Genomic DNA, 19002 nt, shown 5'->3' with positions numbered 1-19002 from the left:
GGAGGAACCCCGCACCTAGATGTGTAATCAGTTGTCCTAGCAATAGATAAGCTAGGCTAACCGTCCCGTAGGCTTTTCAGCCTTCTTTAGATTAAACGAATCGCACCATGATAGTGTCAAGGTAGTTATCAAGATGGAAACACGCTCAGTTGTTCCTGTCCGCGGACTAGTTTACCTAGATATTACCTAGACATTACCTAGATATGAGCAATACAGGGAGAACAAAGAAGCTAGCATCTTTCAACTGTGACCAAAAGATGTGGGAGCAGTTTATCGCCCGTTGCAACTCGAAAGGCACGACAGCAACAGCAACGCTCACCCGTTTTATTGAGCTATACCTAGATGGTTCTCTAGATGACCTTGATACAATTGCTGGCAATGAAGATAAACGTTTGGACTCTTTAGAACAAAAAACTGAAGAGATAACAGCCCAAATGAAACAATTTGCTGAGGCGATTATTAAAATTCAAAATTATCTCAACAACCAACCGAAACGGCAGAAGAAATCGTACAATAATAATTCATATTATCAAGGGCAAACTCCTCGAATCCAACCGCTAACGGAAGAAGGTTTAGCTTCAAGACTTGGTGTAAGTGTAGAAACTATACGCGAACAGCGAATTAATCTGCCACCACCGCTTTTTGTGGGATGGTGCAAAGGCAAGGATAGAGCAGGGTTAGGATGGGAATTTAATCAGGATACGGGGTTATATCATCCGGCAAGTTAGAATTTTTATTAATTTTAAGAATTTCTGAATTTACACTGATTCGCTGTGTTAATGCGATCGCGGGTAAGAAGAAGAATAGGGCTTTAGTTCCTCCTGGAGATAATGCCGATCTGCGCTAACACTACAGTGCTGGCTCGTCTACACAAACAAAACTTCCCTCCAGATAAGGGATTAGAACCAACAGAGCGTTCTGATTATTTTGTAACTGAAAGCTAAAATTTTAATAATGTAGAGGTATATCTGACAAAGCAATGCAGGGAAATGACCGAACTATATAAGGCTGGAATCATTGAGGTAACAGAAGCAGAAGCCGAAGATGAGGATGAAGATTTATTTGAGGTTGCGGTACATTTTGACGGCGATATTTTTCTTCCCAGCGTTGTTTTTGAAGGCAAAGACCACGCATTGCGGCAAGCTAAAAAACTTTATGATTGGCTAGAAGCTAATCCAAAAGAAATTAAGGGTGAGCGACTACGTTGGCAATCATACACAGTTAATCGCGAATCTTTAAGAGAATATCCAGCTTGCTATTTACCTTACTACTACTCAAGATATGAGCAAAGTTTAGAAGTTTCAATTTTTGAGCGAGACCAAGAAGCCATTGCTTATGGTTGGTTGAGTGCTGAACCTTTACCTTACTATGTAGATAAAGAAAATAGTTTGGTAGTTATTGGAGAAATTTCAGATGATGCTGTGCTAGCTGGTTGGCATAAAGCCACTGATATACGCAGTTACTTTTACTCTTTTATTTAGTAGTAAAATAGCCGTTATAAGCTTTAAGAATAAGTTAATAACTAGGAGCTTTAGGTGCAGCGAAAAATCGAATTAAAAAGAGGTAGCGATAACACATCTGTTGAAGCATATTTGGTAGATTTAGGACAAAGACACGTTGATGATTATGTCAATGATTGGGTCGAAAAATTAAGGCTATTTATTCAAGAAGATAAATACTGGGACTGGATATTTAAATTAAGATATATTGCTAATCAAGCAAATCTTGAAGGTTATGCAGTTGAGTGCGAAAACACAACTCAAGGATTAATGATAATAGAAACACAAATGCACGGTTCCCGGTTGAATATTGGTAAGAGACTAGTTTATGTTGATGGTATTGCAACTGCCCCCACTAACCGAATTGAAATTCAGCGTCCGCCTCAATTCAAAGGTGTTGGTCAAGCACTTTTAAATTTCGCCAGAATTAGAAGTGTTGAGCTTGGGTATGAAGGTAGAGTTGGGTTGCATTCTTTACCAAGGTCTGTAGGATTTTATGAAAAACAAAATATGTTTAACTGCGGGCCTGAAGAAGAATACGATAATTTGGTTTACTTTGAGTATGGTGTATTGAGACGGAGAGCAGGTGAAAATTTATGAATCATCAACAGCAAAATAATAATTTTCAGGTGAATGAGCCAGTAACAACCCAAGAAGCTATAGATTTACTTTTTGGTGAAGGATGGCTCGATGAGGCTGTTCGTATCGAAGATGAAGCCAATTGCACTATTGGTGCTGGTTTGGATTGGGGTAATGCACTACCACCTTTAATGCTTAACCTTCCTTTATTTGGTCGCCTATCAACGCTGCGTGTATCACTTAACCGTGAAATCAGGCTAATAATTGAAACATGGGATTTAGGTGTAGGTACAAAAGCGGCAACAGAGACTGCAAGAACACGCATTAAAGAGCGGTTACTATCTCCTGCGCCTGAGCTATTACCTCACTTAGAAGCCACCCTACTGCAAGATGATTTATACAGTGAAGAGTTTATATCTAACCGCGAAGCTCTCAAATCGCTACTTGCAGTACTTCTTACTGATTCTGATAGAGCAGAAATTGCCGAGACAGCTGCTAATTCAATACGCGCACAAGTTATGTCGCAGGTAAATTTTTCCGAAAAACTTTCTGCTTAAATACTTAATATAAGAACAATAATATTGCATCAAATTCATCAAAGGGGCAACCGCAAGAGTAGTAGATCCTCTGCGTCAATCATTAGCTTACTCCGCTAGAAATCCATACCAATATCAAAGATTTATATTTTATGTTTGGCGTAACCTGCGTTATTCAATTACAATAATCAGTACATATATATCCTTTTTTAAAAGTTAAGAGTTACTTAACTACGCAAATAAATTTATAAACCAAACTGAATATAAAAAAAATTAAGTATATTATGATAAACATTAACGATATAATCAAAATTATTTTTGTGTAACCCAAAAGGACTGATTAATGACTAGCAAAACCCGCAGTCGCTATTCTTCAAACTGGGATACTATCGCACTTGAGGTCAAATCAAAATCCGACTGGAAATGCACGCGCTGTGGTATACAATGCTTACGCCCAACTGATAAAAGAGATGGCTTAAATCGTAGAGAACGCAGTATTAAAACTTTAGTGGTTCACCACTGGAATTATCTGCCAGAAGATAATCGAGTCGAGAATCTCGCGGCTTTATGCACAGCTTGTCATCTGCTGTTCCATACGCGACGACGGGGAAACATATCACCAGGACAACTATCTTTGTGGTAGAAAAGCCAGTGGTTAAAGACAAATCAATAGTAGATAGTTATGAGAAAGGTAAGAAATAAATATTATCTTTCTAAGTCAATATTACAACATTTGCTGACGCAATAACTTCATTGAACAATTGAAGTTGTATAGACATGAAAACTACTACTAATTCTTATCTAAAAGCTAACAAAAAATTAGTAACCTCTGCCCAGACAATTCAACAAATAAGCACTTTACTAAGCGAGGCGGATTACTATGACTACGAAGCGGAATTAGCACAAGAAAAGTCAGATTACTATCACTTGCGGTACGGGTACTAGATTCAATCTCCCTTCAAGCATCAACTCTTCCTAGTCAACAAGCAGTAGCAGGTAAATAGGTAACTGCTACTGGCTTTTCATATCAAAAAGTAAATCATGTCTCAAGCAATTGAACGCGAAATCAATCAACTCACGCTCAAAGAGTTAAGCTTAGATGCTGCTAAACTCTGGTCACAGATAGAAGAAGCAAGCGAGTTAGGCGAAGAAGGTAAAGTAGAACAACTCGTACAAGAACTTATGGGTGTTCAAGATGGTATCGAAACCAAAATTGATGCGATCGCCTGGGTAGTTGACCAGTTAAATCTTGACCTTGAAACCTGGGAAGAAAGAAAAGTGCGAGTAGCCGAACTCCACGACCAGGTAATCTTACGTCGTAAAACTCAACTTGAACAAATCAAGCGTACCCTGATCCATCTACACGAGATTGGATTAATCAGTGACAAAAATATTGGTAAAGAAAGGGTAATTGAAATCAGGGATAATCCACCCAAAGTCGCTAACTTACTAGTAGAGGTAGACGATCAAGATTTTCCTGATGAATTTAGAGTTATTAAGTACCAAGCTAATAATAAGGCAATTCTTGAAGCCTATAAATCTGGTAAAGATATTAGCGATGTTGCTGAGATAACTATTGGGAAACAGGTACGGTTTAAGGTGCAATCAGCTACTAAGGGGCGCAACAAGAAAAACCACAACTAATGGCATACGCCTCAACCATGTAAATCAAACATAGGTATATCCCATCATTTTACAAATATATCATCAAATGGTTAAGAGTCAAATCTTAATCATTTTTATTTTTTTTAAAACTATACCTCAATTTTAAATTTATTAAAAAAATCATCAAAACTTTGCTTAGATTTAAAATCATTGAAGATATAATATCGGTAAAACAGTAAATATCAATTTTAGCAACAGTAACTATACCGGGCTAAGTACAAACATTGTTATGATAGGTTGGTAGATTTAACCTTATTTGGTGTGGTTCAATAAGTAATTGAAATTGATTATGTATTTCTAATTTCCAACTATCAAGATGATAATTCAAACTAGCCTTAAGTTTAATCTTAAGGTATGCAATCACCATAAATAAAAATTAAATATTAGCTATCGGGAGACATCTTCAAATGTCATATCATCAAAATCGAAGTATAGTTATCCGTAACGCTATTATCAACAGTTTGTTTATTATTTGGTGTTTGGTTTGGCGTACTGGTTTGGGGCTAACCTTGTTCATCATCTATGCTTCCTTGGGCTACATATATAACTGGCCATTCTACCTTCCCATTTCGATTATTTTGGGATTTGTCCCTTGGGGATGGAAGGTGCAAGAAGAAAGAAGGATTAGAGAAGAAGAACAAAAAATGAGGAATTTGAAAAATCAAATTGGGGATGGTTTTATCTATGCCAGAGCCGAATCAAATGTCGAGATAAATTACAGGGGACTTATCTTCCTAAAATCAGTATTTGGTCTATTTGTTAGCGGATTTTGGGGAATAATGCTTGGCTGGAAAGCTATTTTGGGAATGATACTACAGTTAGTTGATAATATCAGAACAGTTGTTAGATATATGTAGAGTGACATCTTTATCTAAGCAAACCAAGCCCAAGATATTTCATCACTGTTACACCATTGATTTATTCTCGGATCTTTACTTCAGAGTAAATTTACACAAGCTAACGCTTTGATATAAATAGAAAGCTGGCATACCGCTTCATTAAATAACCAGTTACTAGTTATATCAATAGGAGTTAAAACAATGGAATTTGCACAGTATATGCTAACAGGGCTTCTCTATATTCTTATTTACGGATTTTCTACTCTCTTCATTTTCCAATTCTTGCTAGAGATATCTATCGCTTTTGAAAAGCACTGCAACTGTACTACATCCATATCCATAAAACCCACTGTAAGTAAAATCGAAAACTTAACTGATAAATCCAAACTTCGGATATCCAACAAAAATCAAGGATCTACAAACAAACATATCACTGTTCAACAGTTAAGGAAAAGATGCTCACAAGCTGGAATAAAATGGAGTTACGCTATCCAAGTATCTAAAACAGGCAAGAAACGACATCTCAATCGAGAAGAAATGTTAATAGCTCTAAACCAGATTAAAGAGTCAGCATAATAAAAATATAAACTGGTAGTAATTAATTTTATTATCAGTTTATATAAAATGGATAAGTATTGTATTTGTTGGCGAAGAAAAAATTCTAGTAAAGACGCAACACCCCTAATTTTCAATCATCCAAATTCTAGACAAGAAGCAATAATAAGAGGTGATTATGGAGAGATGGAATTATGGGATAACCTAACTGCTGCTCAAGCAGAAGTAAAAAAATTTAACCACAGATATCCCAATCTTTTCTTTTGGCTAAAAGAACCAAATGTCAAATAATCATCCCTACAAAATTATTCCTGATAGAGTTATCAAACTAGCAGAAAACCAGATTTTTGTATTTGGCAGCAACACAGAAGGAAGACATGGTGCTGGAAGTGCTTTATTTGCGCGACAGTACTGCAATGCAGAATACGGTAATCCCCAAGGACGACAAGGACAATCCTGGGCGATCGCAACCAAAGACCTAAATAAGGGTATCCGGTCAATTCCCCTTCCCCAAATCAAATCCCAAATTGAGAAACTAGTCGAATATGCAAATACTCATCCTGAACTAGAATTCCTAACAACTAGGATTGGATGCAACCTTGCAGGGTACACCGACCTAGAGATAGCTTCCCTGATTAGCAATTTTAATCTTCCTCCTAATATCTGGCTGCCCCAGGAGTTTGTTGATTGCCTCATAGAAGATAAACCAACTCTAAAAGTGGCATTTACAGGAAACAGCCACAAAAAATTTGATGAGGAGGGATGGAAGCAGGTGCGTAACCGACTTGAAGCTATGATTGTTCGTGCTTGCGATCGCGCCCTTGAGTGGGGTTACAAACGCATCCAGTTCTATTCAGGCATGGCATTGGGAGTTGATACCGCAGCAGTAGAGATAATCTTAGGCTTAAAAGATAAGTACCCTATTGAGATAAACCTCACTGCTGCCGTACACTGCATCAACCAAGATGCCAAATGGAATAATCTCGATAAGCAGAAGTATTATTGGCTGTTATCCCAATGCAACGCTATCAAATTTGTCTCTAACTTACCTTATCAAGAAGCTGGAGGAATCAAATGTTTAAATGCTCGTAATCGATGGATAATTAATCAAATAAAAAATGCCCACGATATGATGATTGCTATCTGGGATGGGCAAGCGGGAGGAACAGCTAATTGTATCGCTGATGCAGCAAAATTAAACCGCAGAGTCATAATTTATAACTGGGTTACAAACACTTATCAAAAGTTGGGAAATTGGTAAATTAAACAGCAGTCAATAAGACTGCTGGTTAAGGTATAGGCCAGTAGTTCTAATCAAGGGGACTACACACAGCCTTACCGCCCCGATTCAGAACATGGGTATAAATCATCGTAGTTTTTACATCCTTGTGTCCGAGTAATTCCTCCACTGTGCGGATGTCGTAGCCGTTTTGTAATAAACGGGTAGCAAAGCATAATCCTTCAGTGAAGGTTGGTTATACGGAAAAATTCTGTATGATATCCGAAATAGGAGTTGAAAAAAGAAGTATCTATGAAAATTCAGCTAAGTAAAGGTGATCTCAAGGCAGCTACACAGAATTGGAATACGTTAGTAAACAACAAAAATAAAAACAAAAATTATTGCCTTCCTACCAGTATTGAGGAGTACAATAATTTTGATAAATTTGCACCCAGATTACAAATTAATTTTCGAGACTGGATCTTATTAGAAAACGCAATAACGGCATTTAATGAAGTTTTTAACAGAATTTATGAGGCTCCTGGGTTAAAGGGAGTAGTTTCTTATGAAACAGTTTATACTGCTTTAAAGAAGGAATTAGAAGTAGAAATTTCTAATAGAGACAAAGATTCAAAAAGCAAAAGAGAGTTTGTCGTTGCGCTAGAAAGTATTCAAAATTATATTGATGATAAGATTAGTTATTTTGACTTCTTTTTTGCAGTTGAAGGACTTGAGCTAGAAGACCTTGATAAAATCAGTTGTAATAAAGTTGAAATTTTTGCTTTTAATCAAGAGTTGTGCGATCAGATGATCACTGCTTACTTTGGAGAAATTGATTCACAGAAGCCAGAAGTGTTATCGCATACCCAAGATTTCTTTAATAAGAATTTCCTGAATCGCTTGTGTATGAAATCTACTGCTTATGGAGATTATGATACTGCTAATAAAAAAGCTTACAGGCAAGCACGAGAGTTAATAAACTATTTCAGATATATACTCTGTTTGTTCATACATGATAGAGTTTCAGAGCAAATGATAAAGATAAATCTTTCATTTGAAGCATATGGTAATAGCGAAAAAACTTTAATTATAAGGAATAAAGATAATGCCATTTTTTTGGTTTCTGGTCGCGGTCGCAAACCTATACAAACTTTTTCCATCAATAAAAACCGACTTGATGATTTATCTTTTAATGGTTTCTTAGATGACTTCTCTACAATTATTAATGCTTCTTCTCAAACGCAGCTAGAAGGATGCATTTTGACGGCAATTTACTGGATAGGTGAAGCCCAAAATGAAGCCGATCTAGATGTGTCTTTTCTGAAGTACTGGACTGCACTGGAGTGTATGTTTACTGGAACTGAACAACCTACACACGCTTTAGCGAAAGGGGTTGCAACACTCAATGCTTTTAGTGGCTATGAATTTATAAGGATTGAAGATGCCAAAGAAGTGTATAAAAATATGACGAAGCTTTATGACAAACGCTCAGATATCATTCATCGAGGTATGAATTATTTAGCCAATCAAGTGATTAACGAAGCTGACATTTCTAAAATTTGTAAGTACACAGCATGGAGTATTCTCAGCTTGTTCCATCTACGTTCTATTGGTTACACGAGTATGCAAGAGGTTAGCGATCAAATTAATAGGTTATATTCACAGTGGAATGGTTAATAGCCTTGAAACAGTGTGTAAAACGCTACCTAACGCAATCATTGAACCGACATTGAATTGTTTTTTGCTGCCTAGCTTAACAACTCAACTCGATGATCTTTGCGATCGCCCCACCAAAAATCTTAAAACAAAACCCTCACTGATAAATTTCAAAACTGATTAACGCTAATCGCTTTCACCAAATTATCTGTTAGTTTTTCCTTTGGGCAAGATAGCCTTGGCGGTAATCACTTTTCTTTAATCTGGAAGCTTGACGTGCAGACCACTGGCGCATAGGAGTAACTTTCTCTACATGAAGTAGCTTCTGGCGATAAGTATTATTATCTGTCAGTTGAGCGATCGCACCAGCAATAAATCGAGCGCAGCGTTCTGGCTGAGACGAGACTTGTTCTTCTGCAAACCGGATAACCAGCCAGTTTGCATCAACAAAACACTTGTTTCTATAGTCATCCTCGCCGATACAGTGAGTGGGCTTGCCAGTTGCAAATGAGATAGGTTCATCAACTTCCAAGTCTATGTGTAAGCCAGTATTTGGTTCAACCATCAGAAAATCAGCCGTAAATGGTAATCGATGCCCTGGTGGAAACATCACCTGCTGAGGAGAAACAATTTCACCAAAATAATGTTTGAGAACATTTTCAAACAGCCCCTCACTTGCCCCAATTGGTGCATCTCCTTGTCCAGACGGAAAAACTAAAGGAGTAAACTGTTTTCTGTCTTTAACTAACTCTGGAATAACAACGATTGGATATTCCGGTGTTTTGGCCATAACTGAAAATCGAAAAACTTGGAAAATCAGAACTCTTGGCAATTATCTAAATTCACAACACTATTACACAATCAACAAAATACTGAAAAGAAACCAACTTTTTTCTAATTTTTTGGATTTATAAATTAGAAAATTATCAGTTATCGTACAGCATCCCTTCTAGATAAGATTGCTTCTGATTACGCTACAAGCAACTAAGATGAAGTCTAGCTTTGAGTATCTAGAAGACCTGCTTGCGGACAATTATCCAATCATCGCCTGTGAATCCCCTCTCCAAGAACGTCACCGCTTCCTCATTCGTATTACTACTTCCTGTCAGCAAGCAGGCAGAAAAGTCTATATATGGAATTTAAGCGAAGACAGTATTAAAGAATTAGCCGTCAGCACCGAAAATAATCTTATTTTTCAAGAGTTTCACGACTATAAACCTTCCATAAAACAGAATAAAGAAGACTATTTTCAAGTACTCAATTTTTGGAGAGTTTATTCTGGCTCTGGAATACTAATTGTTGAGAATATTTTTCCTTGGTTAAAAGAAAGCATAACTAAAGATACTGAATTTGTTCTTCTATCAGAATGGATTAAGTCGTCGCTAGTTAATCTCAAATTTCATACAAAAAATAGCAATAAGACTACCATATTACTAGGAGCCAATGCTGAGATAGCCAGCGAAATAGCAGCAGAAATACCCCTTTGGAGCCAAGAATTACCAGATACACAAGAAATTATTGCTAGTTTAATTAGCAGTAATTTATTTCCTTTAATATATACTGAACAAGATTATTTAGAAATTGCTAACGCTAGTGCTGGTCTGTATATTTCTGATATTATTTCTTGCATAACCGATATTAGAAAAAATCATGACTTAGGAAATTCCAGTGATATAGCAAAGCTACTACTAGCAAAAAAAATTCAACTGCTCAACCGCTTGTATGACATCGAATTCTTACCTCCACCAAAAGTACAACTTGGTGGGTTAGAACTCATGCAGCAGTCATTCAAAAAGTTCAAGCGATTGCTTTCCCCGCGTGCCAAACAATACAATCTGCGTGTACCCAAGGGAATTATGCTTGTGGGGCCACCGGGGACGGGAAAATCACACTCAGCAAAAGCTTGTTCCCAGAATATGGGTATTCCCCTCATCATGGTCGATTGGGGCAACTTTAGAAGTTTTGGCAACCAAGCAGAAATGAAACTCAAACGCTTGTTGCGACTAGCAGATAGGCTCAACCAAGTAATTTTGTATTTCGACGACTTTGATAAAGGCTTCGCCGGGGATGATGACCTCGCCAAACGGCTGGCTGGTCAGCTTTTGACGTGGATGCAAGAGCGCACGTCAGATGTACTGGTTATCGCGTCAGTCAACCGTATGGAATGGCTGCCACCTGAACTCACCCGTGCCGGACGGTTTGACTATTTATTTAAAGTAGACCTGCCCAATAATGGAGAAAGATATAGTATCTTCAAACTGCACGCTGCCCGGTTTGACAAACGCTTTCGCAATGGCGGCGACCCCTGGAGCGAGGAACAGTGGCGCAGAATTCTTAAAGCCACCAATCGCTGTGTAGGTGCAGAAATCCAGACAATTGTAGAACGCGCCGCTAGTAGCATATTCTGCGAAACAATAACAGAAGATACCTACTCAGAAAGCCAAGTCCCCACACTTGAACTAACAATCGAGGCATTACTAGAAGAACGCCGTCAGATTAACCCGCTTGCCATCCGCGAAGCCGATAGAGTCGAGTCGATGCGTAACAAAGCTGACCAACAAGCTTTACCTAGTAGTCCCCTAGACGAAAGCAAGTTTGCTGTTGGCAACATTGATATTTTCAGCTAGCACACCTCATAAATCAATTCAAAGTTTCATCATGTTTGGACGAAAGCAAATGTAACCAAAACATTTCAACAGTTCATAATGCTCGCCATTTCTAACCACTTTACTACCTTATTTAGCTAAAACTATGGAAGTTACAAGACAAACTGCTCAAACCAACATTCAAACTAAACAAGCACAAAATCCAGAAAAAAGCCTATTTTTCAAATTCATCAAATTTATCAAATTTGTTGGGCCAATTGCTGGTTTTACTGCTGCCCTATCACCCCTACCGCTATACTTTTGGACTCGCCAGCCCCAGTATTTACCTATTGGTGCAACCTTTACCAGTAACAATCAAACAGTTCAACTCGAATTAGCAGACGATAGAAAGGAATATGCCCACGGACTCAAATTTCGTAATTCAATTCCTGAAAATCACGGAATGTTGTTTGTCCTCGACAAACCTGAAAAAGTTAAACTTTGGATGAAGGATACGTATATTCCTTTAGATATGATATTCCTGCGAGATGGAGTTATCAAATCAATCGTAGAAGCAGCTCCCCCTTGCAAAACCAAAACCTGTCCTAAGTACGATTCAGTCTATCCTGTTAACCAGGTTATTGAATTACCTGCTAACAGTACTAAAACCCTCAATCTCAAAGTAGGTAAGAAAATCCAACTCGATTTCAACACAAATATAATGCAGAATTAGTTGGCAGAGAGTTGAGCCATCACAGCAACCTAGCGGTAAACAACCGTAATTACGCTACCTCATATACCAATCTTTGGCCCCCGATATAGCTTATATCGGGGGTCAAACATTATGAAATCAATCACTGATTTAATTATTGGAAGTTGTCAAGCAAATTTGTCTGAGTTTTTATTGAATGATTTACTGAAAAACATAGTGTCTAAAAATAGAAAATTTTTAGATGATTTCACGGTTATTAATCTCATAAAATAATTTCACAAGTGAGAAGTTGGAGCAGATATTTACTCCAATCAAAACTTTGGTAAAAAGCAGTGTTGCGGCCTTAGTTACTCTACAAAGTTTCATCCACTAATTTCTGAAATAATCTTTTTATGAGAACAGACTACGAATCTGATTTTGGTAGCGATCGCATTCCTTCCCACGAAGAATACGGATACCCTGCTTCCACCCGTCGCAAAAAGCGCAACTGGAAAGAAAACGCCAGCATCGCCGGACTAATGGCAGTTGGTACTGGTTTGATGATTGCAGATATCTCACTCCACCACATGGTGATGGCATCACTCGCGTTTGGAACTGGCATTGTAGCGTTACTACCCAAGGAAGCAAACTTGCTACTTTCCAACTTTGAGAAATGGCAGCGCAAATATGGCATCAATATTTATACTGTTCTGTTTTGCTTGGTAGGTGTAGTATTTATGTTGGACATTGCCACTGCACCCGCAAATGCCCAGTTCATGCAAAACGCAGAGGACTTCTTCACAGAGTATTTCACTGGTGTTAACGAAGATATTATTAGGTACGTATTTGCGGTACTGCGCGGTTTGTTCCTAATTTATCTGGGTATTGGCCTTATTAGGGTTGTTCAAGCAGCCAGAAACGACGAAGATTGGCAAACGATCGCCCGTACACCAATTATCGTTGCCCTCACAGTTGTAGTCGGAGACTTGCTCGCAGGACTGGTAACAGGCTGATACGTCACTCGTCAAAAAAGCCACCACGAGTGGCACAATTCCATAAGTGCCACTCATCAAAATTTCAAAAACTGACTTTTGCCTTTTGTAATAATGGCCAGAGAACGGGAATTTCGTACTGTCAACCGCGTATTAGGAGAACAGCCACGCCTTGGGCCATTCCCCGCCGACCAAATTGTTCCCTGGAGTGCGATCGCTCTCATCTCCTACATGGTAGTCAAGGGTTTTATGCAAGCTTCCTGGCTCGCAACCGGAATGGTAACTGCTTGGGGATGGGCAACTTGGTGGACGGTAAGTTCCAACAAAGCTTTTTTGGGTAAGTTTGTCGGCACACCCCGCATCACCCGTGGTTATAAACCTTTTATTTCTCTCGTTAATCCTCTACAACCTCAATCCCAGAAAAAAAACGCAGATAAAGCTGCTCAAGTAAAAAATATCACCGAACTAAACTACAGGCTATGAGTTCGACCGCCTCAACGAAAACAAAGGACAAAATTGGTAAAAAATCCCTCGATACCGAACAATTAGGTGTTGTCAAAAACCTAACACCGTTCGAGGATATTACTCATTTAGCCGGGATTGCAAGTATCTCGCTTGCTGGTCGTAGAGATATCGGCGCACTCATCCTCCAGAAAAAAGAAGATATTCAAATTAAGTTCTGCTTCGACGTACAAGGAATTCACCCATCCTTGCCCGAAGAACAGATTCTGCCGATTTTTGAAAATATTGAGGGCGGACTCAAAGAACTTCCCGAACGCGAAACCTTAACAATTCATCTTGGTTCGTTCACTGATGATTTTCTCCGACAGCAGGAACTAAAAAAGATAGAGGATAAATGCGACCTAGAGCAACTAACTTTATTAGTGCGATCGGAACGTCTGCGAGCAAGAGAACTCACTAAAGCCGGAACTCGTAAAAATAAGTTTTTACGTTTCTGGTGTACCTATAGTGTCCTGGCTTCTGAAGATAGTCGCTCAAATGATGCAATTGAAAAAACTATCAAACAATTGCAAAATGCTTGGTTCCAATTTACTGGACAAATTCACGGTGTTCGGCAAGAACGAATCGAAACAATCTTACGGGATAGTTTTACCTCTGGATTTCAACGGTGGGAACAACTTTTTACAAACTCGATGGGGCTAGCAGTACGAGCAGTCACGAGTGAAGAAATATGGTCAATTCTTTGGAGTCAATTTAACCGTAGCGATGCGCCCAAAGTTCCCAATCCCCTCATACTAGATGAAGAGGGACTTCGAGAAGTTCAAACTAGCGATTTCCACATTCGCCACCTGATGCTGGAGAATGAAAAATCTGTCCCGTTTCTCGATCGCAGCTGGGTAAGACTGCAAGACAAGTATATCGGCGTTCTTCAGTTCAGCGAAAAGCCCCAAGGCTGGATAGATGAATACGCCCAGCTTCGATACCTCTGGGAGGTAATATCCAAAGAAAAAATCTCCGACACTGAGATTATTTGCCAGCTATCTAAAGCCAACCAGGGACTTGCCAAAACTGCTCTGCAACGGATTACCAAACAGTCAATTACCTCCAGCGCGATGTCTTCTGAGAAGGGGTCAATTGACGTAAAAGCCAATATGAACATCGAGGAGGCAGTTAAGGCACAAGAAACTATCCTCAGAGGCAGTCTCCCGATTCATACTGCTGTTGTTTTTTGTGTCCATCGTCACAGTCGTCAAAAACTTGATGAAGCTTGTCAATACCTTTCTAGCTGCTTCTTGCGACCTGCTGTAGTTGATAGAGAAATCGAGTATGCCTGGAAAACATGGTTACAATGTGTACCTGTTGTTTGGGAAAACCTACTCACAAGACCCTTTAACCGTCGCCTCCCTTATTTCTCATCAGAAGTTCCCGGACTCATGCCGATAGTCAGAACAGCTACAGGAGATAAATCGGGGTTTGAGCTAATTGCTGAAGAGGGAGGAACCCCAGTACATCTTGACTTGTACAAGCAGCACAAAAATCTTGCCATTTTTGGTACTACCCGTGCGGGTAAATCCGTCTTAGTAGCAGGTCTATTAACACCTGCCTTGGCTCAAAACATTCCCGTAATTGCGCTTGATTATCCTAAACCCGATGGTACTAGCACGTTTACTGACTACACCAAATTTATGGGAGAGGAAGGAGCATATTTCGATATTAGTAAAGAATCAAACAATCTATTTGAATTACCTGACTTAAGGGGATATGAGCCTGAAGTTATTAAAGAGAGAATGACCGATTTCAAGGAATTCTTAAAATCCACATTAATGATTATGGTACTAGGGACAAATCCTGTAGGGGTAAGTCCGACAACAGTATCAAATATTGAAAGTATCATTACAATCACAATTGAAACTTTTTACAACGATGAAGATATCAAACTTCGGTACAAGCTAGCATTAGAAAATGGATTGGGAACACCTGAATGGGCAGATATTCCCACACTTAAAGATTTCTATAATTATTGTTCGCCTGGATTTATCAAACTCGATTCCATCACCAATAATAGTAAAGAAATTCTCGATGCCCTTGACCAAATCAGATTGCGATTAAAGTTTTGGCTAAATTCACGAGTTGGGCAATCAATCGCCAATCCATCTAGCTTTAGAACTGATGCTCGATTGCTTGTATTTGCACTGCGATCGCTTGGGAGTGAAGCCGATGCCGCAGTCCTTGCCCTGAGTGCCTATTCCGCAGCTTTACGTAGAGCTTTATCATCTAAAGTATCAATATTTTTCTTAGATGAAGCACCAATTTTATTCAATTTTGAGAGCATAGCCGAGCTAATTGGTAGACTCTGCGCTAACGGTGCAAAAGCAGGTATACGTGTAATTTTATCTGCCCAAGAACCAGAAAGTATTTTCCAAAGTAAGTCTGCTTCCAAAATATTTGCTAACATCACAACCCGCCTGATCGGTCGGATTCAAACATCGGCAGTTGACCCATTTGTGAAAAGGTTTAAATATCCTTATGAAATTATCGCGCGTAATAGTACCGAAGCATTCTTTCCAAAACGCGAAAGTATTTATTCACAGTGGTTACTTGATGACAATGGCAAACTTACTTTCTGTAGGTATTATCCTGCTTATTGCTTACTTGCAGCAGTAGCAAATAACCCAAATGAGCAAGAATTACGCACTCTATTTCTCAATAAATATGCCGATAATCCAATGCTGGGTATGGTGAGATTTACAGAAAGTTACATACAGATGCTTCGGGGAGATGAGTTAAGTCAAGAAGCACAACAATTATTGGATAACAATAACAATCAGCAATTAAAGTCAGCATAAATTATAGAAGAAAAGCTAAGAATAATTTGAATTTATAACAATAAGAATCAATAACTCATAAACAAGTGGCTTAACTTTAATTGCCACATTGATTATTTTATCCACCAAAGGTATGAAACCAAAATTCAAGTTTCCTAAGAAAGGAGTAATAATCGGGTCAATAATTGGTCTGGTTACTTTACTCGGTACAGCACCCAGTTATGCCTTTTCAATTGAGGATTTCTTCAAGGTTTTAGGGAAATTCAATAACTATTTTGAGGAAACCAAAAAGGAACTCACTTCAGGAACTAATAAATGGGGTGGGATGAAAGGCGAAGCTAAAACTGCTATTCAGACTGGCAGTATGGATATGCCAGACCCAGTAAACTCAGCCGAAAAGCTCAAAGAGCAACTTAAAAGCAAGGGTAACTGGAATGAAAGCAACACAGTTGAAGCTGCGGTCAGTGCAGCTAACGAACTGGAGAGAGAAACTACCCGCGCCACGATCGCCAGCGTCTTAGGGGAAGTCGGTCAGGAACGTACCAAAAATGAGATAGAAGCAACTGAACAAACTGTAGCCGAGTCCAAAGAACTCGCAGAATCTGCACAACCAATGGATGCTTCACAAAACATCCTCAAGGTCATTGCTGCCCAAAACTCGCAAATTGTCTCAATGTTGGGTCAATCTCGCATTGACGGACTGCAAACACGGCACGATGCCCAGCAAACTAACCTGATGCTAAGTCAACTTGCCGAACAAGGGGCAAGCGATCGCCGTCGTCAAAACCTGATGATGGACGGTATCAGCGCCCAGTATATCGAAATCAGTGGGTTTAGCAGTCTCAAAACTACCGCAGGTGAATAATTCACCCTAATTAGTTGGTCATCTCTGCAATTGAGATGACCAACTCTCTATCAGGTACATAATACAGACCATGTTAGAACATCTTGTAATTGCAACCGACCCATTCTTCGGGCAAGACATTTTAGAAAATGCGTCAGCTGGAGCGCAACTAGTAGCAGAAGGTTTTAATGAACTTTGGCAGGAAACCCTCAACGGTAACTTGTACGGCTCGATGTGCAAAGTTGGTCAGTTTTTTGCGATCGCCACACTCACCCTTTTTATGGTTGAGTTAGGCAAAAACTGGATAAATCAAGAAGATATGAAAGCCCTCTCCAGTTGGATATGGCCCATTCTGGTTATCGGGCTACTAGCTAACAATGGCACTTTACTCAGAAGTGGAACACTCGCCATCCGGGGATACATTAATACTGTTAATAATGACATCCTAGAATTTACTGCTGCCGGAGCCAACCTAGAAGTAGCATTCAACCGCGCAGTCGGCAATATTGCCCTCCAGCAGCAAGTAGGAGCGGCAATGGAAAGATGCCGTTCCATCCCTGGTAACACGCAAGATTCAATCACCTGTTTGCAACAAGCAGAAGCAGAACTCAAAACCTCTGCACCCGATCTATTTAAAGGAGAAGCCCCCGATAGCGGTAGTTGGGAATTTAACCCACTTCAGGCTTTATCTGATGCCAAAGACGCGCTCGAAAATCTCTCCCCTGGTCAAATCGCCGAAAAGATTGGTAATACTATCACCAGTACAATCGGTTCGATGATTACCGGATTTGTCGCAGTCATCCTCCTCGCCCTCAATAACGCTTACCAGTGGGGTATAGAATTCACGATGCTTTTAACTGCCCTACTTGGCCCGTTGGCAATAGGCGGTTCGCTACTCCCCTTTGGCGCAAAACCTATTTTCGCTTGGCTAACTGGTTATTTCACCGTTGGAATGGCGAAACTCTGCTTCAACATGATTATTGGTTTGTGCGGACAACTTATCGCTAATTCCGAACAAAATCAACCGATGATATTTCTGCTTTTTGTTGGGTTAGTTTCTCCTATTCTTGCATCTGCATTAGCCGCAGGTGGTGGAATAGCTGTTTGGACAGGATTAGGTAAAACAGTAGCATTTGGCTCTGAAATTGCAGCAGGAATCGCTACAGGTGGAGCAAGTACAACTGCTACGGTTGCTGTCAACGCCACCAAATTTGTTAGTTCCAAAATCAAAGTTAAAAAGTAATTAACAAATAATTATGCTTAAACCTAAGTCTAAATCTCAACCGGCGCGGCTTCTGAGTTATGGGCAATCCACGTCCACACCTATTGCAATGGCGATCGCCGTAACAGCAGGAGGAACTATCTTATCTACCCTATTGCAAATAATAAATATTGGTATGAGTGCTAGTACAAATCATCATGTCAAAGGCATGACGATTGTTCAACTCCAAGATGGGTCTATTTCACCTGGTAAATTTGCCGCTCCTAACGAACGCGAAGCCGAAACTATCAAACGCTTTATCTCAGATAGCATGATTAAAATGTTCGGCTGGAACGGAATAATCGAAGCAACAGAGAATGGCGAAAATGTTACTAAACCTGATAGGGGAATAGATATTCAAACAACAAAAAATAGTAGAAAAAAAATTCCCACTAGAGCCTGGGAAGCTGCATTTGCACTATCTGAAAATCAAGATTTCCGGGCAAACTTTCTCAAGAAATTAGCAGAAATAGTTCCAAGTGGTGTATTTAACGGTGAAGTTCAAGTTTCACTTGTAACTCGCCATATCTCTGAACCCAGAAAAATTAAGGATGGACAGTGGGAAGTCGATTATATCGCTACGCTCGTCAGCTTTAATAGGAACGAAAACCAAGGCAAAGGAATCGCCTTTAACAAAACAATTACTGTCGAGGCTGTCGATACTCCCAAGTTACCAAATAAGCCAACTGAACTCGATAAGAAAGTTTATTTAGTACGAGAACCAGGTTTAGAAATTACTCAAATCGTTGATTATAACCTCGGTAAGAAATAAAAATCATTAATCAAGCATAGAA

20 protein-coding genes and 1 pseudogene are annotated in these 19002 nt (G+C 39.3%); 19 read left to right on the top strand and 2 right to left on the bottom strand.

Annotated features, from left to right (window positions below):
* Positions 1 to 257 precede the first annotated feature (257 nt).
* The 10 genes from H6G79_RS22895 to H6G79_RS22850 all read left to right on the top strand — a co-directional run bounded on the left by H6G79_RS22895 (position 258) and on the right by H6G79_RS22850 (position 6934).
* Positions 258 to 728 carry a hypothetical protein gene (locus H6G79_RS22895; protein ID WP_242048518.1) on the top strand — a complete coding sequence of 157 codons (471 nt, stop codon included), beginning with the start codon at positions 258 to 260 and terminating at the stop codon, positions 726 to 728.
* Between the two features lie 261 nt (positions 729 to 989).
* Positions 990 to 1481, top strand: a complete 492-nt coding sequence (locus H6G79_RS22890) for a hypothetical protein (RefSeq protein ID WP_190591996.1) — start codon at positions 990 to 992, stop codon at positions 1479 to 1481.
* Between the two features lie 54 nt (positions 1482 to 1535).
* On the top strand, positions 1536 to 2099 hold the full coding sequence (locus H6G79_RS22885) for a GNAT family N-acetyltransferase (protein WP_190591997.1): 564 nt from the start codon (positions 1536 to 1538) through the stop codon (positions 2097 to 2099).
* Positions 2096 to 2635 carry a hypothetical protein gene (locus tag H6G79_RS22880; RefSeq protein ID WP_190591998.1) on the top strand — a complete coding sequence of 180 codons (540 nt, stop codon included), beginning with the start codon at positions 2096 to 2098 and terminating at the stop codon, positions 2633 to 2635. Before H6G79_RS22885 ends, H6G79_RS22880 begins: the two co-directional genes overlap by 4 nt.
* 322 nt (positions 2636 to 2957) lie before the next feature.
* Positions 2958 to 3257 carry an HNH endonuclease gene (locus H6G79_RS22875; protein WP_071524687.1) on the top strand — a complete coding sequence of 100 codons (300 nt, stop codon included), beginning with the start codon at positions 2958 to 2960 and terminating at the stop codon, positions 3255 to 3257.
* Between the two features lie 398 nt (positions 3258 to 3655).
* The gene (locus H6G79_RS22870; protein WP_190591999.1) at positions 3656 to 4258 is read left to right on the top strand and encodes a siphovirus Gp157 family protein; all 603 of its coding nucleotides are present in this window, start codon (positions 3656 to 3658) and stop codon (positions 4256 to 4258) included.
* A 428-nt stretch (positions 4259 to 4686) separates the two neighbouring features.
* Positions 4687 to 5136: a hypothetical protein gene (locus H6G79_RS22865; protein ID WP_190592000.1), complete on the top strand. Its 450-nt coding sequence runs from the start codon at positions 4687 to 4689 to the stop codon at positions 5134 to 5136.
* 183 nt (positions 5137 to 5319) lie between these two features.
* A complete protein-coding gene (locus H6G79_RS22860; protein WP_190592001.1) occupies positions 5320 to 5694 on the top strand; it encodes a hypothetical protein in 375 nt (124 codons plus the stop codon).
* A gap of 48 nt (positions 5695 to 5742) precedes the next feature.
* Entirely contained in the window at positions 5743 to 5964 is a 222-nt protein-coding gene (locus H6G79_RS22855) for a hypothetical protein (protein WP_190592002.1), read from the top strand.
* Positions 5954 to 6934 carry an SLOG family protein gene (locus H6G79_RS22850; RefSeq protein ID WP_190592003.1) on the top strand — a complete coding sequence of 327 codons (981 nt, stop codon included), beginning with the start codon at positions 5954 to 5956 and terminating at the stop codon, positions 6932 to 6934. The genes H6G79_RS22855 and H6G79_RS22850 overlap by 11 nt, the downstream gene beginning before the upstream one ends.
* Before the next feature lie 49 nt (positions 6935 to 6983).
* Here the strand turns inward: H6G79_RS22850 and H6G79_RS22845 are convergent.
* Positions 6984 to 7124: pseudogene (locus tag H6G79_RS22845) on the bottom strand (tyrosine-type recombinase/integrase); the annotation flags it as partial.
* A gap of 80 nt (positions 7125 to 7204) precedes the next feature.
* Between H6G79_RS22845 and H6G79_RS22840 the strand changes: the two are divergent.
* Positions 7205 to 8569: a HEPN domain-containing protein gene (locus tag H6G79_RS22840; RefSeq protein ID WP_190592004.1), complete on the top strand. Its 1365-nt coding sequence runs from the start codon at positions 7205 to 7207 to the stop codon at positions 8567 to 8569.
* Positions 8570 to 8759: 190 nt separating this feature from the next.
* Here the strand turns inward: H6G79_RS22840 and H6G79_RS22835 are convergent, their stop codons facing one another.
* Positions 8760 to 9338, bottom strand: coding sequence for a hypothetical protein (locus H6G79_RS22835; RefSeq protein WP_190592005.1), 579 nt, complete (start codon positions 9336 to 9338; stop codon positions 8760 to 8762).
* 199 nt (positions 9339 to 9537) lie between these two features.
* Between H6G79_RS22835 and H6G79_RS22830 the strand changes: the two genes are divergently transcribed.
* From H6G79_RS22830 to H6G79_RS22795, 8 genes are all read left to right on the top strand, one after another.
* Positions 9538 to 11175, top strand: coding sequence for an ATP-binding protein (locus H6G79_RS22830; RefSeq protein WP_190592006.1), 1638 nt, complete (start codon positions 9538 to 9540; stop codon positions 11173 to 11175).
* 124 nt (positions 11176 to 11299) lie between these two features.
* Positions 11300 to 11866 carry a DUF192 domain-containing protein gene (locus tag H6G79_RS22825; RefSeq protein WP_190592007.1) on the top strand — a complete coding sequence of 189 codons (567 nt, stop codon included), beginning with the start codon at positions 11300 to 11302 and terminating at the stop codon, positions 11864 to 11866.
* Positions 11867 to 12237: 371 nt separating this feature from the next.
* The gene (locus H6G79_RS22820) at positions 12238 to 12837 is read left to right on the top strand and encodes a hypothetical protein (RefSeq protein WP_190592008.1); all 600 of its coding nucleotides are present in this window, start codon (positions 12238 to 12240) and stop codon (positions 12835 to 12837) included.
* Positions 12838 to 12930: 93 nt separating this feature from the next.
* Positions 12931 to 13299, top strand: coding sequence for a hypothetical protein (locus H6G79_RS22815; protein WP_190592100.1), 369 nt, complete (start codon positions 12931 to 12933; stop codon positions 13297 to 13299).
* Complete coding sequence (locus H6G79_RS22810; protein ID WP_190592009.1) at positions 13296 to 16124, top strand: hypothetical protein; 2829 nt, start codon at positions 13296 to 13298, stop codon at positions 16122 to 16124. Before H6G79_RS22815 ends, H6G79_RS22810 begins: the two co-directional genes overlap by 4 nt.
* A gap of 112 nt (positions 16125 to 16236) precedes the next feature.
* Positions 16237 to 16968 carry a hypothetical protein gene (locus H6G79_RS22805; RefSeq protein ID WP_190592010.1) on the top strand — a complete coding sequence of 244 codons (732 nt, stop codon included), beginning with the start codon at positions 16237 to 16239 and terminating at the stop codon, positions 16966 to 16968.
* 70 nt (positions 16969 to 17038) lie between these two features.
* Complete coding sequence (locus tag H6G79_RS22800) at positions 17039 to 18190, top strand: hypothetical protein (RefSeq protein WP_010993862.1); 1152 nt, start codon at positions 17039 to 17041, stop codon at positions 18188 to 18190.
* A gap of 13 nt (positions 18191 to 18203) precedes the next feature.
* Complete coding sequence (locus H6G79_RS22795; RefSeq protein ID WP_190592011.1) at positions 18204 to 18980, top strand: hypothetical protein; 777 nt, start codon at positions 18204 to 18206, stop codon at positions 18978 to 18980.
* The last annotated feature ends 22 nt before the right edge of the window (positions 18981 to 19002 follow it).

The sequence above is a fragment of the Anabaena sp. FACHB-83 genome (assembly GCF_014697485.1).
GTDB lineage: Bacteria > Cyanobacteriota > Cyanobacteriia > Cyanobacteriales > Nostocaceae > Nostoc_B.
This window is presented reverse-complemented; position numbering and strand designations above follow the sequence as displayed.